This window comes from Aquihabitans sp. G128 (assembly GCF_019048865.1).
Lineage (GTDB): Bacteria > Actinomycetota > Acidimicrobiia > Acidimicrobiales > Iamiaceae > Aquihabitans.
The window spans coordinates 1721945-1745017 of the sequence record NZ_CP077604.1 but is presented as its reverse complement, the minus strand read 5'-3'; the positions used below and the strand labels follow the sequence as shown (position 1 = coordinate 1745017).

General features: G+C 74.4%; 22 protein-coding genes, 3 tRNA genes and 3 pseudogenes. 11 read left to right on the top strand and 17 right to left on the bottom strand.

Going from position 1 to position 23073, the window contains the following annotated elements:
* Positions 1-36: 36 nt before the first annotated feature.
* From KSP35_RS08325 to KSP35_RS25710, 4 genes and pseudogenes are all read right to left on the bottom strand, one after another.
* Positions 37-1125 (bottom strand): hypothetical protein, encoded by a 1089-nt coding sequence (locus KSP35_RS08325; RefSeq protein ID WP_217000809.1) that lies wholly within the window; start codon positions 1123-1125, stop codon positions 37-39.
* A gap of 4 nt (positions 1126-1129) precedes the next feature.
* Positions 1130-1615: an SsrA-binding protein SmpB gene (smpB, locus tag KSP35_RS08320; protein ID WP_217000808.1), complete on the bottom strand. Its 486-nt coding sequence runs from the start codon at positions 1613-1615 to the stop codon at positions 1130-1132.
* Positions 1616-1646: 31 nt separating this feature from the next.
* Positions 1647-1820 carry a DUF1059 domain-containing protein gene (locus KSP35_RS08315; RefSeq protein WP_217002182.1) on the bottom strand — a complete coding sequence of 58 codons (174 nt, stop codon included), beginning with the start codon at positions 1818-1820 and terminating at the stop codon, positions 1647-1649.
* Positions 1817-2855, bottom strand: a pseudogene (locus KSP35_RS25710) (EAL domain-containing protein). Before KSP35_RS25710 ends, KSP35_RS08315 begins: the two are co-directional and overlap by 4 nt.
* 329 nt (positions 2856-3184) lie before the next feature.
* Here KSP35_RS25710 and KSP35_RS08300 point away from each other — a divergent pair.
* Positions 3185-4495 (top strand): MATE family efflux transporter, encoded by a 1311-nt coding sequence (locus KSP35_RS08300; protein ID WP_217000789.1) that lies wholly within the window; start codon positions 3185-3187, stop codon positions 4493-4495.
* Between the two features lie 419 nt (positions 4496-4914).
* On the opposite strand, the pseudogene KSP35_RS25705 reads toward KSP35_RS08300, so the two are convergent.
* A pseudogene (locus KSP35_RS25705) lies at positions 4915-5304 on the bottom strand (methyltransferase domain-containing protein); the annotation flags it as partial.
* 72 nt (positions 5305-5376) lie between these two features.
* On the opposite strand from KSP35_RS25705, the gene KSP35_RS08290 reads away from it, so the two are divergent.
* Positions 5377-5793 carry a Mov34/MPN/PAD-1 family protein gene (locus KSP35_RS08290; protein ID WP_217000787.1) on the top strand — a complete coding sequence of 139 codons (417 nt, stop codon included), beginning with the start codon at positions 5377-5379 and terminating at the stop codon, positions 5791-5793.
* Positions 5794-5845: 52 nt separating this feature from the next.
* On the opposite strand, the gene KSP35_RS08285 is transcribed toward KSP35_RS08290, so the two are convergent.
* From KSP35_RS08285 to KSP35_RS08260, 6 genes are all read right to left on the bottom strand, one after another.
* Positions 5846-6793, bottom strand: a complete 948-nt coding sequence (locus KSP35_RS08285; protein WP_217000785.1) for a PLP-dependent cysteine synthase family protein — start codon at positions 6791-6793, stop codon at positions 5846-5848.
* 75 nt (positions 6794-6868) lie between these two features.
* Positions 6869-7480, bottom strand: coding sequence for a DUF2878 family protein (locus tag KSP35_RS08280; RefSeq protein WP_217000783.1), 612 nt, complete (start codon positions 7478-7480; stop codon positions 6869-6871).
* A 119-nt stretch (positions 7481-7599) separates the two neighbouring features.
* On the bottom strand, positions 7600-8448 hold the full coding sequence (locus tag KSP35_RS08275; protein ID WP_217000781.1) for a hypothetical protein: 849 nt from the start codon (positions 8446-8448) through the stop codon (positions 7600-7602).
* Positions 8449-8539: 91 nt separating this feature from the next.
* Complete coding sequence (locus KSP35_RS08270) at positions 8540-10018, bottom strand: cell wall metabolism sensor histidine kinase WalK (RefSeq protein WP_217000779.1); 1479 nt, start codon at positions 10016-10018, stop codon at positions 8540-8542.
* Between the two features lies 1 nt (position 10019).
* On the bottom strand, positions 10020-10658 hold the full coding sequence (locus tag KSP35_RS08265; RefSeq protein ID WP_217002180.1) for a response regulator transcription factor: 639 nt from the start codon (positions 10656-10658) through the stop codon (positions 10020-10022).
* A gap of 129 nt (positions 10659-10787) precedes the next feature.
* Positions 10788-11570, bottom strand: coding sequence for an MBL fold metallo-hydrolase (locus KSP35_RS08260; RefSeq protein ID WP_217000777.1), 783 nt, complete (start codon positions 11568-11570; stop codon positions 10788-10790).
* 68 nt (positions 11571-11638) lie between these two features.
* Here KSP35_RS08260 and rph point away from each other — a divergent pair.
* Both rph and rdgB read left to right on the top strand, forming a co-directional pair.
* Positions 11639-12419, top strand: a pseudogene (gene rph / locus KSP35_RS08255) (ribonuclease PH).
* Between the two features lie 20 nt (positions 12420-12439).
* Positions 12440-13018, top strand: a complete 579-nt coding sequence (gene rdgB, locus KSP35_RS08250) for an RdgB/HAM1 family non-canonical purine NTP pyrophosphatase (protein WP_217000775.1) — start codon at positions 12440-12442, stop codon at positions 13016-13018.
* Here rdgB and KSP35_RS08245 read toward each other — a convergent pair whose 3' ends face one another.
* Both KSP35_RS08245 and KSP35_RS08240 read right to left on the bottom strand, forming a co-directional pair.
* Positions 13019-13813, bottom strand: coding sequence for an Fpg/Nei family DNA glycosylase (locus KSP35_RS08245; RefSeq protein ID WP_217000773.1), 795 nt, complete (start codon positions 13811-13813; stop codon positions 13019-13021). It abuts the gene before it with no gap.
* A gap of 50 nt (positions 13814-13863) precedes the next feature.
* Positions 13864-13937: transfer RNA gene (locus KSP35_RS08240), tRNA-Leu, on the bottom strand.
* Between the two features lie 91 nt (positions 13938-14028).
* On the opposite strand from KSP35_RS08240, the gene KSP35_RS08235 reads away from it, so the two are divergent.
* The gene (locus tag KSP35_RS08235; protein WP_254127203.1) at positions 14029-14604 is read left to right on the top strand and encodes an ATP-dependent Clp protease proteolytic subunit; all 576 of its coding nucleotides are present in this window, start codon (positions 14029-14031) and stop codon (positions 14602-14604) included.
* Between the two features lie 77 nt (positions 14605-14681).
* On the opposite strand, the gene KSP35_RS08230 is transcribed toward KSP35_RS08235, so the two are convergent.
* Both KSP35_RS08230 and rpe read right to left on the bottom strand, forming a co-directional pair.
* Positions 14682-15203 (bottom strand): hypothetical protein, encoded by a 522-nt coding sequence (locus KSP35_RS08230; protein ID WP_217000769.1) that lies wholly within the window; start codon positions 15201-15203, stop codon positions 14682-14684.
* Positions 15204-15246: 43 nt separating this feature from the next.
* Positions 15247-15954, bottom strand: a complete 708-nt coding sequence (rpe, locus tag KSP35_RS08225) for a ribulose-phosphate 3-epimerase (protein ID WP_217000767.1) — start codon at positions 15952-15954, stop codon at positions 15247-15249.
* Positions 15955-16002: 48 nt separating this feature from the next.
* Here rpe and KSP35_RS08220 point away from each other — a divergent pair, with 48 nt between their 5' ends.
* The 6 genes from KSP35_RS08220 to KSP35_RS08195 all read left to right on the top strand — a co-directional run bounded on the left by KSP35_RS08220 (position 16003) and on the right by KSP35_RS08195 (position 22593).
* Complete coding sequence (locus KSP35_RS08220) at positions 16003-17199, top strand: class I SAM-dependent RNA methyltransferase (protein ID WP_217000765.1); 1197 nt, start codon at positions 16003-16005, stop codon at positions 17197-17199.
* Between the two features lie 95 nt (positions 17200-17294).
* Positions 17295-17876, top strand: a complete 582-nt coding sequence (locus KSP35_RS08215) for an RNA polymerase sigma factor (protein WP_217000763.1) — start codon at positions 17295-17297, stop codon at positions 17874-17876.
* The gene (locus KSP35_RS08210) at positions 17873-18676 is read left to right on the top strand and encodes an anti-sigma factor domain-containing protein (protein WP_217002178.1); all 804 of its coding nucleotides are present in this window, start codon (positions 17873-17875) and stop codon (positions 18674-18676) included. The genes KSP35_RS08215 and KSP35_RS08210 overlap by 4 nt, the downstream gene beginning before the upstream one ends.
* Before the next feature lie 75 nt (positions 18677-18751).
* Positions 18752-19804, top strand: a complete 1053-nt coding sequence (locus tag KSP35_RS08205) for an alcohol dehydrogenase catalytic domain-containing protein (RefSeq protein ID WP_217000761.1) — start codon at positions 18752-18754, stop codon at positions 19802-19804.
* A gap of 81 nt (positions 19805-19885) precedes the next feature.
* Positions 19886-20854, top strand: coding sequence for an LLM class flavin-dependent oxidoreductase (locus KSP35_RS08200; RefSeq protein WP_217000759.1), 969 nt, complete (start codon positions 19886-19888; stop codon positions 20852-20854).
* 71 nt (positions 20855-20925) lie between these two features.
* A complete protein-coding gene (locus KSP35_RS08195; protein ID WP_217000757.1) occupies positions 20926-22593 on the top strand; it encodes a hypothetical protein in 1668 nt (555 codons plus the stop codon).
* A gap of 192 nt (positions 22594-22785) precedes the next feature.
* Here the strand turns inward: KSP35_RS08195 and KSP35_RS08190 are convergent.
* Together KSP35_RS08190 and KSP35_RS08185 are read right to left on the bottom strand one after the other, a co-directional pair.
* Positions 22786-22858 (bottom strand) — tRNA-Lys (locus KSP35_RS08190).
* 122 nt (positions 22859-22980) lie between these two features.
* Positions 22981-23058: transfer RNA gene (locus KSP35_RS08185), tRNA-His, on the bottom strand.
* Positions 23059-23073 lie beyond the last annotated feature (15 nt).

Here is a 23073-nt window from a genome sequence, read left to right as displayed (position 1 = left end):
CAGTGGGATGCAGCCTCGGGATCGAGCCCGGCCGGCTCACCGGCCGGTGGGCGGCCTGTCGTCGGGGGTGGGCGGCCAGGTGGGGGCCTGCGGCATCGTCGGCGGCGCATCGCCCCAGGGGGCGGTCGGCGGGGGCACGAAGGTCGGGGCATCCGGCGAGCCGGCTGCGCCCGCCGGTGAGGCGGGTCCGCCGGGCGGCCCGGCGGGTGGGGGCGGAGGTGGCGGCGGTGCGCCGGGCGGTGGCACCGGCGGCGTGGGCCAGCCTGGTGCGCCGGTGCCCGGTGGCGCCCAGCCCGGCGCGCCCCAGGGGCCCGCAGGCGGCGCTCCCCAGGTGGGCGGCGGACCGCCCCAGGGGCCTGGCGGCGGTGCGCCCCACGGGCCGGGTGCCCGGGGAGGGCCCCAGCCGCCCGGAGGTGGGGGCCAGGCCCCTGGGGCAGCCAGCGGCCGACGGTCGCCGGCGACGGCGAACCAGATGACGCCGGCGACGGCGAGCACGAAGCCGAGGCCGGCCCCGAGGTAGCCCAGCGCGGTCAGGATGCCGCTCTTGACGAGGCGTCCGAAGTTGCCGTTGTCGACGGTGGGCCCGACACCGACCTGGGCGGCGCCGGAGCCGGAGGCGGTGAGGTGGTAGGTCCCGGCCTGGCGGACCGTGAAGCTGCGGATGGGGTACAGCTCGCCGTTGGCAGCGCTGAACATCGACTCGATGCCGGGGTTGCGCAGCAGCACGGCCGTGCCGTCGGGACCGGTGACCTCGACGGTGGGCTCGTCGTAGCCGGGGTACGGGTCGTCGGGGTCGGTGCGATCGGTGGGGATCGTCGCCGGGTCGGTGCTGGTGGTGGTGCGCTGGAAGCCGGTGCCCTCGGGGGAGATGGCGAAGACGTCGTAGCGCCCGCGGTCGAGCTCGACGTCGGCTTCACCGGGGACCGGCACCTCCGCGAGCAGGCTGTTGCGGATCTCGTCGCCGGAGTTCGAGATGTCCCGGGCGGCGCCGGTGACGCGGTGGGTGCCCTGCTGGCCGGTGACCAGCCCGACCACGAAGAGGACCGCGCCGAGGATCATCAGGACCTTGGCGCCCCGAGGCTTGGTGGGCTTGTCGCGCCGGGACGCCGGGTCCGCCAGGGTCACCGGCTCAGCCCGTCCGTCGACGGGCGGCCATGGCCCGGCGGGCGTCCATGTCGGCGTCGCGCTTGGCGATCACCTGGCGCTTGTCGTAGTGCTTGCGCCCCCGGCCGAGGCCGAGCTCGAGCTTGGCCCGCCCTTCCTTGAAGTAGAGCTGGAGCGGGATCAGGCTGAGGTGCTCCTGGTCGACCCGGAGGCGCAGCTCGTCGATCTCGTGGCGGTGCAGGAGCAGCTTGCGGGTGCGAGACAGCTCGTGGCCGCCCTGGGCCGACGCGCTGGAGTAGGCGTTGATGTGCAGGCCGACCAGGTAGATCTCCCGCATGTCGACACGGGCGTAGGCGTCGGTGAGGGTGACCTTGGCCTCCCGCAGCGACTTCACCTCGCTGCCCTGGAGCATGATCCCGCACTCCCAGGTGTCCAGGATCTCGTAGTCGCGCCGCGCCTGGCGGTTGGTGGCGACGATCTTGTTGCGGGAGTCGGGTCTCTTGGCAGCCATGAGCGGGCTGCAGGCTACCGGGCCGCGGGGGTCAGGCCTCGACGATGGCGGCGCGCACGGCCTCGACGACGTCGGCCGGCACCTCCGCGAGGCCGTGGTCGGCGGCGGCGTGGTCCGCCACCTGGCCGAGGATCTCGTCCTCGGTGTCGCCGGTGAAGCGCTGGCCGCAGCCGGGCACGACGTCGCCGCAGGCGAACTGCTTCATGTGGGGGTGCTCCTTTCGTCGGAGAGGGCTCGGACGAGCCGCTCCATGCGGATGATGCCCTGGTAGCGCCCGGCGTCGTCGGTGACGACGAGCGGTCGCCAGCGCTCGTGCTCGCCGCGGCTGAGGGCCCGGACGGCGACGGTGCTCACGTCGTCGGTGGGCTTCACCCGCATCGGTGAGGCTTCCGAGCGACCGGGATCGGCCCGGTCGACGACCTGCAGCGGGCAGCCGAAGTCGTCGACCAGCACCACGCGGGGCGCCGACCACTCGTGGCGGTCGATGGAGCGCACTGCGGGGATGTGCTCGAGGTGGGCGGCGACGTGGTTGGCGGGGCGGCTGAAGGCGCGCCGGGCGTCGTCGATGCGGCGGCTGACGTCGAGCGGGAGGCCCCCTGGGCGGAGGACCGGGCGACCGAGGCGGTAGCCCTGGCCGAGCGGCACGCCGAGCCCCACGACCACGTCGAGCTCGCCATCGGTCTCGATCCCCTCGGCGATGAGCCAGGTGTCGAGCTTGCCCACGAGGTCGCCGACGAACCGGACGAAGGTGGTGCGGGCCTCGTCGACGTCGACGCCGCGGATGAACTCCCGGTCGAGCTTGACCATCTCGGGGCGCGCTGAGGAGCCACTCCAGCCCGGCGTAGCCGGTGCCGATGTCGTCGATGGCCACCAGGCCGCCCAGGCTGCGCACCATCTCGATGGCCAGCGTGAGCCGCGCCCGGTCCGACATCGGGTCGTGCTCGGTGAGCTCGACCACCACGCCGTCGAGCGGGGCGTGGACCCGCAGCACGTCCTGGACCACCGGCGATGACAGGGCTGCCGGCGAGAGGTTCAGCGTCAGGAACTGGTCGGCGGCCAACTCGCCGCGCCGCCGCATGGCCTGGCCGATGGCCGAGGCCTCGAGCTCGGCGCCGAGGCCCACCTGGTGGGCCCGGGCGAACCACCGGTCGGGGGCGGCCGGCTTGTCGACGAACCGGGCGAGCGCCTCGAAACCGGCGATCCGGCACGAGGCGAAGTCGACGATGGGCTGGAGGTGCATGGGCGGGCCGCCGGCGGCGATGACCGCTTCGATGGCTGCACGCCACGAGGCGAGGGCGCCGGGCGGGCGCGGCGAGGCGAGGGCTGCCAGCTCGAGCTCGAAGTCGTCCCCGCTCGCTACGTTCACCGATCCCCCCAACGGACCGCCCGGCCCGGCTCTACGAGCGTAGCGCCCGTGATGGGCGAGGGCCGAGACACGACGGCAAACGTCCTGGAACACTCGTCCCACGCATGGTGGTCGAAGGACCGCGGTGCGAGCTACCCGGGCGGGTCCTCGCACGGGGTGTCGGCCCCGCCTCCCCGGGGTGGGGGCGGGGCCATGCTGGTGGCGTGCCCGACCGTCGCTACGACCGCGAGATCCTCCGCCTCGCCGGGCCGGCGTTCGTGACGCTGCTCGCCGAGCCGATCTACCTCTTGGCCGACACGGCGGTGGTGGGCCACCTGGGCACGGCGCAGCTCGGCGGCCTGGCGGTGGCGTCGTCGATCCTGCTGACGTCGTACTCGCTGTGCATCTTCCTGGCCTACGGCACGACCGCTGCGGTGGCCCGCCTGCTCGGCGCCGGTGATCGGCCGGCGGCGGCCCGCCAGGCCGTGCAGGGCCTGTGGCTCGGGGGCGGGGTGGGCGTGGCGCTGGCGGCGCTGCTGGCCCTGGCGGGGAGGCCCCTGATCGCTGCCCTCGGCGCCGAGGGCGCGGTGGCCTCCAACGCCTTCGACTACCTGCGGCTCAGCCTGGCCGGCCTGCCGTTCCTGCTGCTGACCCTGGCCGGCACCGGCTACCTGCGTGGCATCCAGGACACCCGGACGCCGCTGCTCGTGGCGATCGGCACCGCCGTGCTCAACCTCGCCCTCGAGCTGGTGCTGGTCGTCGGGCTCGACCAGGGGATCGGCGCCTCGGCGGTGGGCACGGTGGCCGCCCAGGTGGTCGGTGGCCTGGTCTACGTGCGGGCCGTCGGCCGTGCCGCGCAGGCAGACGGCGTGGGCCTGGCGCCGGACCTCGCCGCCCAGCGCCGGCTGCTGCGCGTGGGGGCCGACCTGGTGGTGCGGACGGCGGCGCTCCGCGGCTCGCTGGTGGCCCTGACCGCGGTGGCCACGCGCATCGGCCGGGTGGACGTGGCCGCCCACCAGATCGTGTTCGAGGTGTGGAACCTCCTGGCTATGGGGCTCGACGCCCTGGCCATCGCCGGCCAGGCCATGGTCGGGCGCCTGCTCGGCGCCGGCGACCCGATCGGCGCCCGCGCCGCGTCGAAGCGGTTGCTCGTGCTGGGGGTCGCGGGCGGCGCGGTGGCCGCGGCCGCCGTGGTGGTGGTGTCCCCCGTGCTGCCCCGCCTCTTCAGCCCCGACCCCGACGTCGTGCACCTCGCCGGCTTCCTGCTGCTCTGGGTGGCCGCGCTGCAGCCGCTGGGGGCGGTGGCGTTCGTGCTCGACGGCGTGCTGATCGGGGCCGGCGACCAGCGGTTCCTGGCCCGGGCCATGGCGCTGGCCGCCGCCGGGCTGGCGGTGGCGGTGGCCCCGGTGCTCCCGCTCGGTCTGGGCATCGGCTGGGTGTGGGCGGCCTTCGCCGTGCTGATGGCCATCCGCGCTGCGTCGCTGCTGGCGCGGTTCCGCGGCGACCGCTGGCTGCGGGTGGGCGCGGTGGCGTGACCGCTCACGCCGGCCGGCGGCCCCAGATCAGGATGCGCTTGAACGAGAAGTAGTACGGGCGCCGGTCCCCGACGACCTCCACGAGCCGCTCCCGGTAGCGCTCGAGCAGCGTCGTAGGTGGGCTCGTCGAGCAGGCGCTCGAAGCGGGTGAGGCTGGTGCCGGCCATCCAGTCGCCCACCGCCGCGGTGGACGGCAGGACCGGGCCGTAGACCTGCAGCCGGACCGACTGCTCGGCGTAGCCGAGCGCCCAGAGGAGCTCGGCGTAGGCCTCGGGCGCCAGCACGTGCTCGGCTACCGGGTCCGGCGGGGGACCGCCGTGGGCCGCGAAGGCCTCGGCGAAGCGCGGCTCGGCGGCGACCGCGACGGCCACCAGGTGCGAGGGGTGGTCGGCGTTCGCCGGCACCTGGACGGCCAGCTGGCCCGACGGCGCCAGGGCCTCCGTCCAGCGGGCGAGGACGCCGGCGTGGTCCGGCACCCACTGCAGGCTGGCGCTGGCGGCCACCACGTCGACCCGGTGGGTGGGGTCCCCCCAGGCTGCGAGGTCCCCCCGCTCGAAGCGCACGCCGGGTCGGGCGTGGGCGGCGGCGCGGGCCAGCATGGCCTCCGAGGCGTCGATGCCGACCACCTCGGCCGCACCGAGGCGGTCGGCCAGGGCCACGGTCAGCATCCCGGTGCCGCAGCCCAGGTCGACCGCGGTGCCTCCTGGCGTGGGCGCCAGCAGGGCGTAGAGGTCGTGGGCCGGGCGCTCCCGCTCGGCGCGGAACTGGTCGTAGCGGTCGGGGTCCCACTGCTCGGCGGTGTCGGTCACGGCCCGTTGCTAGGCCCGTCGCCGAGTCCGGTCAAGGGCTTCGGCTGCTCGTGGCACCGGTACGGTGGCGCCGTGCTGCGCATCGCCCGCTCCGCCCACCTCCAGATGCTGGCCCACGCCATCGGTGGCCTGCCGCACGAGGCCTGCGGGCTCATGGGCGGCCGGTTCGGCGCGGGCCTGGTGGAGGCGTTCGTGCCCACCCGCAACGTCGACGCGTCGACCAAGACCTACTCCATCGGTCCCGACGGCTTCCAGGCCGCCGAGGCGGCGTTCGACCCGCTCGGGCTCGACGTGGTGGGCGTCATGCACTCCCACACCCACACCGACCCGTACCCGTCGCCCACCGACGTCGCGGCGGCGGACAACCCGTTCCTGGTGGGGTGGCAGTACGTCATCGTCTCCCTGCGCGACACCGAGCCGATGCTGCGCTCGTGGCTGCTCGACGAGGGCACCATCGTCGAGGTGCCGGTCACCGTCGTCGAGGGCTGACCCCTGCCCGCTGCTCGGCCGGTCCCGGCGCGGCGGGGGCGGAGCAGGCGGCCTAGAAGTAGATGATGCCCTTGGCTCGGGCCTCGACCTCGTCGAGGTCGGCGGTCCAGGCACCGGTGCTCAGGTACTTCCAGCCGCCGTCGCAGACGATCATCACCACGACGCCCTCGTCGATGGCGGCGGCGCACTTGGCGGCGCCGGCCACGATGGCGCCGGAGGAGATGCCGGCGAACACGCCGACCTCGGTGAGGCGGCGGGTCCACTCGATGGACTCGCGGGGCCGCACGATCATCTTGCGGTCGAGCAGGTCGTAGCCGCCCCACTCGGTGAAGACCGGCGGCACGAAGCCCTCGTCGAAGTTCTTGAGCCCGTCGACCATCTCGCCCGCCGGCGGCTCGATGGCCCACACCTGGGTGTCGGGCTTCTGCTCCTTGAGGTAGGTGCCCACGCCCATGAGGGTGCCGGCGGTGCCCAGCCCGGCCACGAAGTGGGTGATGCCGGGCACGTCGCGCAGGATCTCGGGGCCGGTGCCCTCGTAGTGGGCCCGGGGATTGGCGTCGTTGCCGTACTGGAAGGGGAACCACCAGCTGGGGTTGTCGGCGGCCAGCTTCTGGGCGCGGACCATGGCGCCGTTGGAGCCCTCGGCGGCGGGCGACGGGATGATCTCGGTGCCCCAGACCTCCAGGGCCTGGCGGCGCTCGATCGACACGTTCTCCGGCAGGACGATCTTCAGGGCGTAGCCCCGGATCTTGCAGATCATGGCGAGGGCGATGCCGGTGTTGCCCGACGACGACTCGATCACGGTGGCGCCCGGCTGCAGGGTGCCGTCGCGCTCGGCGGCCTCGATCATGTACTTCGCCGCCCGGTCCTTCACCGACCCGCCCGGGTTCTGGCCCTCGAGCTTGGCGTAGATCTCCACGCGCGGGTTGGGGCTCAGCGGGCTGATGTCGACCATCGGCGTGTCGCCGATGAGATCGATCACGTTGCGGTAGAGCGCCACAGCGCTGGCTCCTGGAAAAGACGACTCGGGCGCTCGGGATTGTAACGGCGTCCCTCGGGCCGCCACCCAGCCCGATCAGGTGGGATCCGGCTCCACCTGAACCAGCCGAGCCAGCGCGAGCACCGCGGGGGCCCCGTGGAGGTACAGCGGGAGGAGCCAGAGGGGCACGCCGGCCACGTCCTGGTGCACGTAGGTGAAGAGTCCGAGCGCCGACACCGCGGCCTCACCCGCACCGCCGCCGACCCCGATGAGCAGGCCGAGCAGGACCGCCGCCCGCCGGTGGGGCTCGAAGGCGAGCCGCAGCAGCCAGGTGGCGAGGAGGACGACGAGGCACCAGGCCGGGTGGTCGGTGCCCACCTGGCCGGTGAACGCGTAGGCGGCGAAGAAGCACGCCCCCGCCAGCACGACGCGTGCCCACGACGGGCGCGGCGTCCGGCCCACGAACGGGGTCGCCACCGCGAGCATGAGGGCGGCGGCGGCCATGAAGATCGGGAACACGACGAGGGTCTGGCCGTCCCACTGGGGGTGCCAGTGGTGCACCAGCACCCGCGTCCGCACGTGGAAGAGGTGGTCGCCGACCGAGATCGCCGTGCCGCCGCCGACGGCGGCGAGCGCCCGCGGCACCCAGCGGGCGACGCCCGTGGTGGCGGGGGCGAGGGCCGGCTGGCGATCGTCGGCCTGGAGCACGGCGCCATGTTGGCGCACCGGCGGCGGCGCGGCCCACCCGGGACCGGACGCGGACGGGCCCGGACCGCCGATCGGCGACCCGGGCCCGTCGTCCCCTGGAGGGGCGGTGTGCGGCCGGCTCAGTTGCCGCCGGGTGCGGTGGTGCTGGGGGCCTCGGCCGGCGGGGCGGCCGGGGGCGCACCGTCGGGGCCGTCGTGGCCGGGTCGGCCCTCGTGGGTGTCCTCGACCCGGTCCTTGGTGCGGTCGGCGAGGTCCTCGGAGCGCTCGTCGGCCTGGGCCTGGGTCAGCTTGCCGGACTTCACGGCCTCGGCCAGCTTGGCCTTGGCGTCGGCGACGAGGGCGTCGATGACCTTCTGCTCGCTCACGCCCTTGGCCTTGGCCACCTCGGCGATGCTCTTGCCGTCCTCGAGGGCGGTGCGGAGGTCGTCCTCGGAGATGCCGATGGCCTTGGCGGCGACGGCGAGGTCCTGGCCGCGGCCGAAGCCGCCGCCGGGACCGCCCCGGCCACCGTGCCCACCGCCGAAGCCGCCGGGACCGCCGGCGGGGACCTTGCCGTCGACCAGGTCGGCGATGCGGTCGGGCAGCGCCGCCTTGGCCTCGTCGAGCTGCTTCTCGGCGGCGGCGACGAGGGCGTCGATGACCTTCTGCTTGTCGACGCCCTGGGCCTTGGCGACGTCGGCCAGGCTCTTGCCGTCCTTCAGCGCGGCCTGCAGGTCGTCGGTGCTGATGCCGAGGGCCTTGGCGGCGACGTCGAGGTCGCCGCCGAGGCCGAACCCACGCCCGGGACCGTGGTCGCCGCCCTTGGGGGCGCCGTCTGTGCCGGTGGTGGCCGGAGCGGTGGTCGAGGTGGTCGAACCGCCGTCCTGGGCGCCGGACGTGAGCGGGTTGCCGAGGGCGGCGCCGGCGAAGCCGCCGGCGGCGAGGGCTGCGGTCATGGCGGCGGCGCCGATGAGCTTGCGGTTGGGCATGGGTTGGATCCCCTGTGGTCGCGGATGGTGCCGGGAGCAACGCCCAGCGAAGCACGCCAACCTGGGAAAACCCTGGGAACGGGCGATCGGCTCACCGAGAGGGTGCCCCGCGTTGGCCGTCCTCGACCCCTTTCATGGCGATCCGCTCGCCTCCGCCCGCCGCTCCCGGCGACGGAGCCCCGACGACGGGGAGGATCGGCAGGGTGAGGCGCACGGTGGTGCCCCGCCCTGGAGCGGAGTCCAGCGTGGCCTCGCCGCCGTGGGCCGCTGCGGAGGCGGCGACGATCGACAGGCCGAGGCCGCTGCCGCCGGTGTGGCGGGTGCGGGCCGGATCGGCGCGGTAGAAGCGCTCGAAGGCCCGGGCGGCCACCTCGGGCGACATGCCGGGTCCCTCGTCGGCCACCTCCACGACGGCCCGATCGCCGGCGAGCCCGGCTCGGAGGTGGATGGGCGTGTCCGGCGGGGTGTGCACCCGTGCGTTGGCCACCAGGTTGGCCACGATCTGGCGCAGCATGGCGTCGTCGCCGACGATGGGCACGGGGGTGGGCGCGTGCACGGTGATCGGGCGTCGGGGCTCGACCGCGCCGGCGTCGCGTGCGGCGTCGGCCACGAGCGCCGACAGGTCCACGGGCTGCAGGTGCAGCGGCCTCCCCTGGTCGAGGCGGGCCAGGTTCAGCAGGTCCTCCACGAGGGCGCCCATGCGGATGGCCTCCTGCTCCGTCCGGCGCATGGCCCCGTCCAGGTCGGCCTCGCCTCGCAGGCCGCCCACCCGGTAGAGCTCGGCGTAGCCCCGGATGGTGGTCACGGGCGTGCGCAGCTCGTGGCTGGCGTCGGCCACGAACTGGCGGAGGCGGTCCTCGGACCGGGCCCGCTCGTCGAAGGACTCCTCGATCCGGCCCAACATCTGGTTGAGGGCCACGCCGAGCTCGCCCGCCTCGGTGCCCGCCGCCGACTCGGGGATGCGCCGCGACAGGTCGCCGCTGCCGATGGCCGCGGCGGTCGCCGTCATCTGCTTCACGGGGCGCACGCCGAGGCGCAGCACCCAGAACGTCACCAGCCCCAGCACGGCGACGATGCCGGCCGACGCCGCGACCTCGAAGGCGATCAGCCGGTGGGTGGTGGCGTCGACGTCCTCGAGCGGCGACGCGTAGACCTCGAAGTCCCCGTCGCCGGTGGCGCGGACGATCACCCGGTAGCGCAGGTCGCTCCCGTCGGCCCCCACCGTGAAGGCGCCCTCGCCCACCCGGGCCCGGGCCTCGGCCGCGGTGAGGTCGGGGGCGGTGGCCTGGTCCTCGGTCAGCTCGGGTAGCGAGAGGGTGACCAGCACCCCCTGGCTCACGGTCCCGACGTAGAGGGAGCTGGCCCCGCTGGCGCTGACCTGGTCGTCAGCGTCGCCGGGGCCGGGGCGTCCCTTGTAGCGCTCGCGCACCTTGGGGACGGCCCGGTCGAGCTGCTGGTCCACCTGGCGGACCAGGTTCGCCTCGGTGGCCCGGGTGACGGCGAGGCCGACGCTGGCGAGCACCACCACGATGAGGGCCATGCCCACCAGGAGGCGGGCGCGCAGCGACACGTCAGCCCCGCGGTTCGCGCAGCGAGTAGCCCACCCCGCGGACGGTGTGGATGAGGCGTCGCTCGGGGGAGGGGTCGAGCTTGCGGCGGAGGTAGCCGATGTAGGTCTCGACCACGCCGCCGTCGCCGCCGAAGTCGTACTGCCAGACGTGGTCGAGGATCTGGGCCTTGGAGACCACCCGGCCCTGGTTGATCAGCAGGTAGCGGAGCAGGTTGTACTCGGTGGGGGACAGGGCCACGTCTCGTCCCTCGCGGGTGACCTGGTGGGCGTCGTCGTCGAGCTCCAGGTCGGCGCAGCGCAGGAGGGCGTCGTTGCGCTCGGTGCCGGTGCGGCGCAGGACCGCCCCGATGCGGGCCACCAGCTCGTCGAGGCTGAACGGCTTCGAGAGGTAGTCGTCGCCGCCCATGGTGAGGCCGCGGACCTTGTCGTCGGTGGCGTCCCGCGCGGTGAGGAACAGGACCGGGGTGCGGTTGCCGGCCTTGCGCAGCCGCTGGCACACCTCGAAGCCGTCGAGGTCGGGGAGCATGACGTCGAGGACCACGAGGTCAGGCTTCACCTCGTCGATGGCCTCCAGCGCCGCCCGGCCGCTGGCCACGGGGTGCACCTCGAAGCCCGTGTGGCGCAGGGCCGCCTCGAGCATCGAGCGCAGGTTCTCTTCGTCGTCTACGAGCAGGAGTCGTTCACCGGTCACGACGGGGATGGTCGCGCCCGTTCCTGGGAGTTCCCTGGGAGCCGCCTGTGCGGGCGTCGGGAACCAGGGTCGGGGCGGTCAGACGGTGAAGGTGTAGCCGGGCCGGGCGATCTCGACCGGACCGTCGAACGCATCGGCCGCTGCCGCTTCCTCTTCTCGCCGCGAAGCCGAGCCCTCGACGAGGTGCGTGAGCGCCAACCGCTGCACCTTCGACGCGTCGGCCATCGCCCCGGCCTGGGCCGCGGTGAGGTGCTGGACCGAACCGGCCTCGTGCGGGTCGAGCGTTGCCTCGCAGAGGGCGAGGTCGAAGCCGGTGCCGGCCGGGTCGAGCGAAGCGAACGACCACGCCGGACCGGTGTCGGCGGAGTAGGCCAGCACCCGACCGCCCGCCTCGGCGCGCACGGCGAGGGTCTCGACGGGGTGGTCGGTGCGGGAGAACCGGAGCGACACGTCGCCGACGGTGGCCTCGGCACCGTCGGTGACGGTGGTCCACCGGAGGGGGTCGGTCGAGCCGCCGAGCACGGTCGCCAGCAGGGCGTGGGTCCCCGCCGTGCCCAGGACGGACACCTGGTCCAGGTGCAGCAGGTAGCGCGCCGCGTTGCGGACGACCGCGAGGTCGCTCCAGTGGTCGGGGTGCTCGTGGGTGACGACGATGGCGTCGACGTCGGCGAGGGCGACGTGCTCCTGCAGGGCGGCGTAGGTGCCGGGCCCGGTGTCGACCCAGACCGTGGTGGACGGCGTGCGGACCAGGTAGCCGCTGCAGGGGTTGTCGGCGTGGGGGGCCGTGCCGGCCGAGCCGAGCACGGTGACCGAGAGCGCCGGCCGGTCCTTGGTGAGGTGGCGGCGCAGGTCCGGGGCCATCGCCCCAACCTAGGACCCGGCCGCCGGCCGGCGGTCCGATCGGGGGAGGGGTGAGCTGGTCTGCGACGATGGGCGCCGCCCGGAACCCACCTCGAGGAGCACCCATGCGCGCCGATGGCCGCCAGCCCGACGACCTTCGCCCGATCACGTTCGAACGGGACTTCACCGAGCAGGCGGCCGGCTCGGTCCTGGTCTCCTTCGGCGGCACCCGCGTGCTGTGCACGGCGTCCATCGACGAGAGCGTGCCTCGCTGGATGAAGGGGAAGGGCAAGGGCTGGGTCACCGCCGAGTACTCGATGCTCCCGGGGGGCCTCGGCCGAGCGGATCGGCCGCGAGGCCGCCAAGGGCAAGCAGTCCGGCCGCACCCAGGAGATCCAGCGCCTCATCGGCCGCTCGCTGCGCTCGGTGTGCGACATGCAGGCGCTGGGCGAGCGCCAGGTCATCGTCGACTGCGACGTGCTGCAGGCCGACGGCGGCACCCGCACCGCCTCGATCTGCGGCGGCTACGTGGCCCTCCACGACGCCCTGACCCGGTTGGTGCAGAACCAGAAGCTCAAGGCGCACCCGCTGACCGACACCTGTGCCGCCATCTCCGTCGGCATCATCGACGGCACGCCGATGCTCGACCTGCCCTACGTCGAGGACGTGCGGGCGGGCACCGACATGAACGTGGTCATGACGGGCGCCGGCACCTTCGTCGAGGTGCAGGGCACGGCCGAGGGCGCGGCGTTCGACCGGGCCGAGCTCGGCGCGCTGCTCGACCTCGCCCAGTCCGGCATCGCCCGCATCACCGCCCTGCAGGGCGAGGTGCTGGCCACGCCGCCCACCGCCCGCCCGCTCGGTCGCTGAGGGCCGGTCCGGTGGAGCGCATGGTGCTGGCCTCGGCCAACCCCAAGAAGGTGGCCGAGCTGCGCGAGATCCTCGACCACGAGATCGACCTGGTGCCCCGCCCGCCGGAGGTCCCCGAGGTCGTGGAGGACGCCGACACCTTCGTGGGCAACGCCCGGCTGAAGGCGGCGGCGCTGCTGGCCGCCACCGGGATCGCCTCGGTGGCCGACGACTCCGGCCTCGAGGTCGACGCCCTCGACGGCGCGCCCGGCGTGTGGTCGGCCCGGTACGCCGGCGAGGGCGCCACCGACGAGGCCAACGTCGACAAGCTGCTCGCCGCCCTGGCCGAGCGCCCCGACCCGGCCGACCGCCGGGCCCGCTTCCGCTGCGTCGTGGTCCTCCAGCGGCCCGACGGGAGCGAGGTGGTGGCCGACGGCACCTGCGAGGGCCACATCGCCCCGGCTCCCCGAGGCGCCGGTGGCTTCGGCTACGACCCGGTGTTCGTCCCCGACGATGCCGACGGCCGCACCTTCGGCGAGCTCGGCGCCGAGGAGAAGCACGCCATCAGCCACCGCGGCCACGCCCTGGCGGCCTTCGTGGCCCAGCTCCGCGACGCCTGATCAGCGGGGCTGGCACACCGGGCAGCTCCACGTGGTGCGCCCGGCGATGGGGTACACGTCGAGCACCGTGTGGCACCGGCCGCACACCTCCTGCTTGTAGGCGTAGCGCCCCTCGCCGCGCCGGAGCTTCGAGATCGGCCGGCCCAGCTCGTCCTGGCCCATGGTCACGATCTTGCCGCGGCGCACGCCCAGGCGGAGCTGGCGCACGGTCTCGGCCCACAGGGCGTCGAACTCCTCCCGGGTGACGGCCGTGCCGGGCCGGCGGGGGTCGACGCCCACGATGTTGAGCAGCTCCGAGCGGTAGACGTTGCCGATGCCGGCCACGACGTCCTGCTCCATGACCAGGAGCCCGATCGACTTCGAGCTGCGGTGCACCTTGGCCCACATCCGCTCGGGGTCGCCGTCGCGACGCAGCGGGTCGGGGCCCAGCTTGGCCACCACCGCGGCCTTCTCGTCCGGCGACACGACCGAGCAGACCATGGGGCCGGTCAGGTCCCAGGCGGCGTCGTCGCCGGCGAGCCGCAGCCGCGTGGTGGAGATGGGCTCGGGGCGCGGATCGTCGGTGCGGCGGAGCCACTTCCCGATGAGGCCGAGGTGGACGTGGAGGACGTCGCCGGAGTCGTAGGTGTGGAACAGGTGCTTGCCCCAGGCCTCGGCCTTGCGCAGCACCTGGCCGTGCAGGCGCTCGGCGCCGCTGCGGAAGCGCTCCTGGCCGGCGACGGCCTCGACCGGCCGTCCCACCAGGTCGGCTCTCTGGTCCCGGGCCAGCCGGTGGATGGTGTGGCCTTCGGGCATGGCCGCACGTTGCCAGACCCGCGACGGTGCGGGCCAGGTGGGGGACGGGGTGCCGACGGCGCGACTCGAACGCGCACTGGCCAGGACCTAAACCTGGTGCCTCTGCCAATTGGGCTACGCCGGCGTGCGGGGCGATGGTACCGGCCGCGCTGGTCGCGGGAAGCCGACAGGTCACCGCTAACCTGCGCCGCATGGACCTGCCGAACCTCGCTCCCATGGCTCAGGGCCCCTCCGGGTTGGACCTCGGGGCTGCCGACATCTACAACCGCCTCCTCAAGGAGCGCATCGTCTTCCTGGGGACCGATGTCAACGACACGATCGCCAACCAGCTGGCGGCGCAGATCCTCTACCTCGACGGCCAGGACGAGGGCGACATCTGGCTCTACATCAACTCGCCCGGCGGGTCGATCTCGGCCGGCATGGCCATCTACGACACCATGCAGTTCGTCACCGCCGACGTCGGCACGGTCTGCATGGGCCTGGCCGCCTCCATGGGGCAGTTCCTGCTCTGCGCCGGCGCCCCGGGCAAGCGCTTCGCCCTGCCGCACAGCCAGATCATGATGCACCAGCCCTCCGGCGGCATCCAGGGCCAGGCGTCCGACATCGCCATCCAGGCCGAGCGCATGGTGTACATCAAGCGCCTCATGGCCGAGCGCATCGCCGCCCACTCGGGCCAGACCGTGGAGCAGATCGAGGCCGACTCCGAGCGGGACCGCTGGTTCACCGCCGAGCAGGCCAAGGACTACGGCATCATCGACGACGTCAAGGTCCACCGGAGCGACCTCGCCTGATCGGTCCCGGGCCTCCGGCCCGATCGCCCTCGACGACCCCGGCCGCCTCGTGCGCCGGGGTCGTCCGCGTCTGGGCCTCAACCGGCGGCGGTGGTGCCGGTGCTGGAGGGGTCCGGGCTCGAGCCGCCCGAGACGGCGGTGGTCGAGGTGGTGTCGACCACCTTCGGGTTGAGCTCCACGCCGCAGTGCTCCGAGGCGTACGACGCCACCGCCAGCGAGGACCTTGCGGCGTTCGGGTGGTCCTTGACGGCGGCCCGCAGGTCGCGAGCGGCGGCCTCGGGGTCGTCGGGGTGGGCCCGGACGGCGGCGAGCACGGCGTCGACCAGGGCGGTCATGTCCGAGACGCTGTCGCGCACGTCGTCGGGCGCGGCGTCCTCCAGGGTGGCGTAGGCCTTCGAGGCGTCGTCGAGTCGGGCGTCGAGCGCCGAGGGCTCGGTGTCGACGAAGCCGGTCACCACCGCGTCGAGCGTGGGGATGCGCTTCACCTCGCGGCAGAAGTCGGCTTCGGAGCCGTGGTCCTTGGTGCAGCCGCCCAGGGCCACCAGGGCCAGGGCCACCGCCGCTGCCGTCGCCGTCCACCGTCGTGCCGCACCAACCATGGAGCCAGCATCGCAGGTGGCTCCCGGCGCGCCGGGCACCGGGTCAGGCGGTGGCGGCGCCGGCCTGGGCGGCCTCGGCGCGAGCCCGGAGGTCGCTGACCGCGTGCTCCAGGCCTTCGGGGTCACGGTAGAGCGCGCTGCCGGCCACCAGGACGTTGGCCCCCGCCGAGGTGGCACCGCCGATGGTGTCGGGCCCGATCCCGCCGTCGACCTCGATGTCGACGGGCAGCCCCCGGCGCACGACGAGCTCGCGCAGCTCGCGGACCTTCGGCTCCATGGTGGCGATGTACGCCTGGCCGCCGAAGCCGGGGTTGACGGTCATGACCAGCACCATCTCCACCAGGTCGAGCACGTGCTCGATGGCGGCGACCGGGGTGGACGGGTTGAGGGCCACCGCCGCCCGAGCACCCGCGTCGGCCACCTGGCCGAGGCAGCGGTGGAGGTGCACGGTGGACTCGGCGTGGACGATCAGCAGGTCGCAGCCGGCCTGGACGTACTGCTCGAGGAGCACCTCGGGCGTGTTCACCATGAGGTGCGCCTCGAAGAGCAGGTCGACGTGGGGGCGGCACGCCGCGATGACGTCCGGTCCGAAGGTGAGGTTCGGCACGAACTGGCCGTCCATCACGTCCCACTGGATGCGGTCGACGCCGGCCTTCTCGAGCGCCTGGCACTCCTCGCCGAGCTTGGAGAAGTCGGCGGGCAGGACCGACGGGGCGATCTGGATGGGGCGGGACGGGGCGTCGCTGGGCACGGCGGCATCCTACGAGGCGTCGTGGGGCGCCTCGTAAGCTCGCCCGTCGTGACCGTCGTCGAGCTCCGCACCACCGCCATGGCCGTCGGGGGCGAGGCCGTCGCCCGGGAGGCGTCGGGTCGGGTGGTGTTCGTCGGCGGTGCCGGACCGGACGAGACCGTGCTGGTCGAGCTCACCGACGAGCGGAAGACCTTCGCCCGCGGCGTGGTGGTCGGCGTCGTCGAGCCGTCGGCCGACCGCGTGGCGCCGCCCTGCCCGCACGTCGAGGAGGGGTGCGGGGGCTGCGACTGGCAGCACCTGGCCGTCGACGCCCAGCATCGGCTGCGGCTCGAGCAGGTGGCCGACGTCCTGCGCCGCACCGGCGGCATCGCCGACCCGGAGGTTGGCGCCGGGGTGGCGCTGGCCGCCGAGCGGTTGCGCACCACGGTCCGGGGCACCGCCGATCCCGAAGGCCACTTCGCCTTCCGACGTCGCCGGTCCCACGAGCCGGTGGCGGTCGACTCCTGCCTGATCGCCCACCCGCTGGTCGAGGACGTCATCGCCCGGGGCTGGTTCGGCGAGGCCACCGACGTCACCATCCGGGTCGGCGCCCGGACCGGCGAGCGCATGGTGGTGGTCGGGCCGAGCGCGAAGGGCGTGCGGGTGCCCGACGGCGTCCTGGTCGTGGGCACCGACGAGCTGTCCAGCGGGCACCGGGCGTGGATCCACGAGGAGGTCGCCGGCCGCACGTGGCGGGTGTCGGCTCGATCGTTCTTCCAGGCCAGCCCGGAGGGCGCCGAGGCCCTGGTGGCCGAGGTCGCCACCTCGATCGAGCGCTTCGCCCCCGAGGCCGAGCGCCTGGTCGACCTCTGCTCGGGCGTGGGCCTCTTCGCCGGCACCGTCGGCCTCGGCCGCTCGGTCGTGGGCGTCGAGCGCAACGCCTCGGCGGTGGCCGACGCCCGCCACAACCTCGCCGACACCGGCGCCCGGTTCGTGAAGGTCGCGCTCGGGCGGTGGCGGCCGAGCCCCGCCGACGTCGTCGTCGCCGACCCCGCAGCCAGCGGCCTCGCCGCCGAGGGGGTGGCCGCGGTCCTCGCCACGGGGGCGGCCCACTGCGTCCTGGTGAGCTGCGACCCGGCCTCCTTGGGGCGCGACGCCAAGCTGCTGGCCGCCGCGGGCTACGCCCACGTGGGATCATCGGTCCTCGACCTTTTCGGTCACACCGGCCAGATCGAGGTCGTGTCGGGGTTCCGCCGGTTCGGCTGAACGGGTACGGGGGGACCGTGGGCGAAGCAACGAGTTCATCGGAATCGTCATCCAGGCGCCCGCGCCGCTCCGTAGGACGGGGCAATGGAGACGACGTGAACACGCCCCTGGGCGAGACCAGCGACGCTGGCCTGGTGGTGGCGATCAGCCGCTACAACCAGGACGCCCTCGCCGAGGCGTACCGGCGCCACGCCGGTGCGGTCTTCGGGCTGGCCCGACGCCTGCTCGCCGAGCCCGCCCTGGCCGAGGAGATCGTCCAAGAGGTGTTCCTGCGCCTCTGGAACGACCCCGACAAGTTCGATCCCGGCCGCGGTTCGCTGCGCTCCTACCTGCTGGCGCAGTGCCACGGCCGCTCCGTCGACCTCCTGCGCTCGGAGTCCTCGCGCCGTCGGCGCGAGGAGAAGAACCTGCGTCGGACCGCCGAGGCCGGCTACGACCTCGAGCGGGAGGTCTGGGACCTCACCGTCGCCGACCACGTGCGCGAGGCCATCGAGGCGCTCCCCGAAGGTGAACGCGAAGCCATCCGGCTCGCGTATCTTGGCGGTCACACCTATCGAGAGGTGGCCACCTTGTTGGACGAGCCCGAAGGAACGGTCAAGAGCCGGATCCGATCGGGCCTCAAGCACCTGCGCGGCGAGCTCGTCGCCGCCGGTGTGAGCTTCGGGGATGACCTATGAGCGCCTTTCACGACGACTTCTCCGACCTGCTGGGTGCCTACGCGCTCGATGCGGTCGACCCTGACGAGCGCGAGCGCGTCGAGATCCACCTCCGCTCCTGCCCGTGGTGCGCCGCCGAGGTGTCCGAGCACCGCGAGGTGGCGTCCTTCTTGTCGCACTCCGGCACCGATGCCCCCGAGGGCGTCTGGGACCGGATCGCCGCCGAGCTCTCGCCGCCGGCCCCGCCGCTGCGGATGACCTTCAGCCCCGTGGGCGAGGTCGACCCCCTCGCTTCGCTGCGGGACCAGGCCGAGGCGCCGGATGCCCCGGTCGCCGAGCCCGCTGCGGGCAAGGGCGCCCTGGTGGTGCCCCTGCGCCCCCGTTCGGCCCGCCTGCGCACCCTCACTGCGGTCCTGGCGGCCGCCGCCTGCCTGCTCGCCGCCGTGGGCTTCTTCGCCTACGGCCAGGGCCGCGACGATCGCCCGACCGGCTCGGCGCTGCCCACCACGAGCGCCGAGGTGCAGGTCAGCCTCACCGGCGCCAAGGACATGGGCGCCCAGGCGCTCGTCGACTCGACCGGCAAGGGCTACCTCGTGGCCCACGACCTGCCCGACGCCGGCTCCGGCGACCTGTACCAGCTCTGGGGCCAGGTCGACGGGGTGGTGCTCTCGCTGGGCACCTTCGACGGCGGCACCGACGTCGTGCCGTTCCACGTCGACCCCGGCCAGGTCTCGCAGGTGCAGTCCTTCGCCGTCACCAAGGAGAAGGCTCCGGGCGTCGTCGCCTCGAAGAACCTCCCGGTGATGGCGGGCACCGTCTAGCCCGACCGCCCGCACCTGGTCCCCGCCACGGGACCTCCTCCGCTCGGGGGCGACCGGCCGCCGTACGGTGGCGCCGTGCGCGCATCGATGCCGGCCTATCGGATCCTGGGGTGGGGCGAGCCCGCTCGCCTCGTCGAGGTGGTGGTCCCCGAGCCCGGGCCGGGCCAGGTCCGGGTGCGGGTGGCCGGCTGCGGCCTCTGCCACTCCGACGTGGCCATGGGCCAGATGCCGGCCGCCATCGGCGAGGCGCTCGGCTGGTCGGTGCCGTTCACGCTGGGCCACGAGACGGCCGGCTGGGTCGATGCCGTGGGCGACGGCGTGGCGTCGGTGGTCGAGGGCGACCCGGTCGCGGTGGCCTCCCCGGCGTCCTGCGGGCGTTGCCGGTGGTGCCTCCGGGGCATCGAGAACGCCTGCGCCGAGGGCCTGGTGGGCCGGGGCTACGGCCGCGACGGCGGCCTCGCCCAGCACGTGCTGGTCGACGAGGCCGACCGCCTGTTGTTCCCGCTCGGGACGCTCGATCCGGCCGTCGCCGGCCCGTTGACCGACGCCGGGGCCACCTCGCACCACGCCGTGCGCCGGGTGCTGCCCCGGCTCCAGGCCGATGGCGCGGCGGTGGTGCTCGGCATCGGGGGCCTGGGTGCCTACGTCGTGCAGCTGCTGGTGGCGCTGGCCGACGTGCCGGTGGTGGCCGTCGACCCGAACCCGGCCCGGCGGGCGCTGGCTGGCGAGCTGGGCGCCACGCACGTGGTCGACGGCGTGGGACCGGACACCTTCGAGGGCATCCGCGACGCGCTGGGCGGGGTGCCCGTCGACGCCGTGGTCGACGTCGTCGGCATCGACGACAGCATCGCCCTCGGCACCCGCCTGCTGGCCCCGGGCGGCGCGCTGGCGCTGGTGGGCGCCGCCGGGGGCACGTTGCGACGCCCCTGGTTCTCGACCTTGCCCCAGGACGGCGAGCTGTTCACGTTCCAAGGCTCCGACCTGGCCGACGCCCGGGCCGTGCTCGACCTGGCCGCCGCCGGGCGGATCCGGGTCGACGTGGAGCCGTTCGGGCTCGACGAGGTCGATGCGGCCTACGCGGCGATGGAGGCGGGGACCCTGGGCGGTCGGGCCGTGGTGCGCCCGTGATCCCGCCGGTGGGCCGGTCAGCGTCGGACCGCTGACCTGACGACCCGTCAGGCCGTTCGCCATCCGGGCTAGAACGGCGCGGTGGCCCGCCTCGAGATCCGCTACGACCTCCGCAACCCGGCGTTCGCCGGCACCGACCTGGCCGACCGCTACGACGCTGCGCTCGATCAGATCGAGTGGGCCGAGGCGCACGGCATCCGGGTGGTCACGCTCTCGGAGCACCACGGCGTCGACGACGGCTGCCTCCCGTCGCCGTTGGTCTTCGCCGCTGCGGTCGCGGCGCGCACCCGGCGCATCAAGATCCGCGTGGCCGCACTCATCGCGCCCCTGCACGACCCCCTGCGCATCGCCGAGGACGCCGCGGTGGTCGACCAGCTCAGCCGGGGCCGGCTCGAACTGGTGCTGGCCAACGGCTACGTGCCGGGTGAGTTCGCCATGTTCGGCAAGGACCTGGCCGGCCGCGTGCCGGCGGTGATCGAGGCCATCGCCACCTTGCAGGCGGCCTGGACGGGGGAGCCCTTCGAGCACCGGGGCCGCACGGTCCGGGTGACGCCGACCCCGCACCGTCGGCCCCGTCCGCCGATCCTGCTCGGCGGCGCGTCGGACGGGGCGGCGAGGCGGGCGGCGCGCCTGGCCGACCTGTTCTTCCCGTCGCAGCCCCGCTTCTGGGAGGCCTACCGGGCTGCGGTGGTCGAGGGCGGCGGTCCGGACTGGGGCCCGATGCCCCCGGTCGGCCCCCGCTTCGTGCACGTCGACGAGGACGTCGCCGCCGGCTGGGACGCGGTGCGGCCCCACGTCGCCCACGAGCGGGCGTCCTACGGCGCCTGGGCGGCGCAGTCGGGCTCGGCCACCGGCTTCGACCCCGAACCGGGCGACCCCGACGACGACCCCGAGTACCAGGTCCTCACCGCCGCCGGCCTCCGCTCGCTCGTCGCCGACCTGGGCGAGTGGGGCACCCTCGCCCTCCACCCGATGATGGGCGGCATCCCGCCCGACCTGGCCTGGGCCAACCTCCACCGCCTCGCCGCCGCTCTCGACCTGCATCGCTGACGCCCGCGGCGAGGTGCTGCGACGAGGCGGATCACCGCTCGGCGGTCTCGGATGCGTGCGACAATCCGGAGATGGCGAGCCGTGGATCCTGCTCCGGCCGGCGCGCGTCCGCCGCCGTGGGTGCGTTGGCCCTCGTCGCGGTCGCCCCGGTCCTGCGTGCCGGGCTCGGCCTCGTCGCCTCGTCGTGGGTCCCGCAGTCCGACGACGCGTTCATCGTCAGCCGCAGCTTCGACGTCTTCACCACGCACCCGCCGCTGGTGGGCGCCCACTCCCTCGCCGGGGGCGGGGGTCCGAAGGTCCACAGCCTCGGTCCGCTCCTCTACGTCCTGCTCGCCGTGCCGGTGCGGGTCGGGGCCATCGGCGTGCTGCCGCTCGTCGCCGCCCTGGTGAGCAGCGCCGCCCTGGCGTGGTCCGTGGTGCTGGCGCGGCGCCGAGGGGGCTTCGGGTTGGCCGGGGCCACGGCCCTCGGGATCCTCCTGCTCCTGCGGGCCCTCGGGCCCGCAGCCGCGGCTTCGATCTGGAACCCGTCCATCGGCCTGGCCCCGCTCGTGCTGCTCGCCTTCCTGACGTGGTCGGTGCTCGACGGCGAGGTGCGGCTGCTCCCTGCCGTGGCCCTGGTCGGCTCGTTCACCGCCCAGGCGCACCTCAGCTTCGTCCCACCGTCGGCCCTGCTGGCTGCCGCCGCGGCGGTCGCCGTGGTGGCCCGGCTGCGCACGCGGCCCGGTGGCGAACGACGAGCCCTGGGCCTCGCCGCCCTGGTCCTCGTCGCCAGCTGGGCGCTGCCGGTGTACCAGGAGCTGACAGACCACCCCGGCAACCTCACCGCCGTCGCTGGTGCCCGTTCGGAGCAGGTGGCGCGCGGCGGAGCCCCGGTGGCCTTCGCCGCCACCAGCCAGGCCGTGTGGGCTCGACCCACGTTCACCCGCACGGGGCGCTCGTTCTCTCAGGCCCCGACCCAGGCGTTCGAGGGCCACGGTTCGGGCGACGTCGTGGTCACCGTGGCGTTCACGATCGTGCTCTTCGCCGTGCTGGGTTCGGCCATCCGCAGACGGGACCGCAGCGTCTCCTCCGGCGCCGTGGTGGCGCTGCTGCTGGGGCTGGGCGTCTTCGCGACCGCCCAGGCGTTCCCCCGGCGTGACCTCGTGGTGGCCCTGTACGCCTTCCGGTGGTTCGCGATCGCCGGCCTGGTGGCCTGGCTGGTGGTCGCGCTCCCCGTCGCTCGGGCGGTCGGGCCGATGGCGGCGGCGCACGGCGGCGGGGCCCTCCGGGCCGTCGACCGCCTGCGGGCTGGTCCGCTCGGTCGCCCGGTGGCGCTGCTCGGCCTGGCGCTGGTGGCCGTCTTGGTAGCGGCCTGGTCGGTGCCGCCTGCGCCGACCGATGACGACGGGAGCCGGCTGGCTCGTTCCGTGGGTGACGCCGTGGTGGCCGGCACCGAGCGCGGCGAGCGCTACCAGTTCGGCCGATCCGGGCGCTACGACCTCCAGCTCACCTCGGTGGTGGGGGAACGGCTCTTGCTGGCCGGGCGCCAGCCCGTCGCCACGGGCGGTGCTCGCGAGGCCATGGGCCCATCGCACCGCCCCGTCGGCCGCCGGTGCGCCGGCCTCGTGCTGTTGCAGCCGGCGAGCTCGGTGGTGCCCACCGGCGGTCGCACCCTGCTCCTGGTGACCGCGCCGGGGCGCCCGGCCGGCGAGTCGCGCGTGCGGGTGGTCCTCGCCCCCGATCCCGGACGGTCCTGCTGAGGGCTGGCGACCCCGCCCCGGTCGATGCAACGAGCTCTGGTGCACGCCCCGAGGGTTCGAACCCGAAACTTGTGGGCCCACACCGCCGAAAACGGCGGTCTCGGCCCACAAGTTCGAGCGAGTGTCCCGGGCGCTCGGGCTGCGGGGGAGAACGAGATCGGACCGCTGCTGGTGCAGCGGTCCGATCGTGGGTGCGCCCCGGGGGGATTCGAACCCCCAACCTGTGGATTAAGAGTCCATTGCTCTGCCGTTGAGCTAGAGGCGCGGAGCGACCCTAGTCGACCGACCCTGGGGTGGCGCCAACCGGAACGCGGGTCTCGGGCCCCCCCGCACGGCCCCGGAAAACGGCATCGACCGGCCGCCCCGAGGGACGGCCGGCCGATGCGCTGGGGTGACCGAGGGGATTCGAACCCCCCGACATCCGCGACCACAACGCGGCGCTCTGACCAGCTGAGCTACGACCACCAAGAGACGTTCATG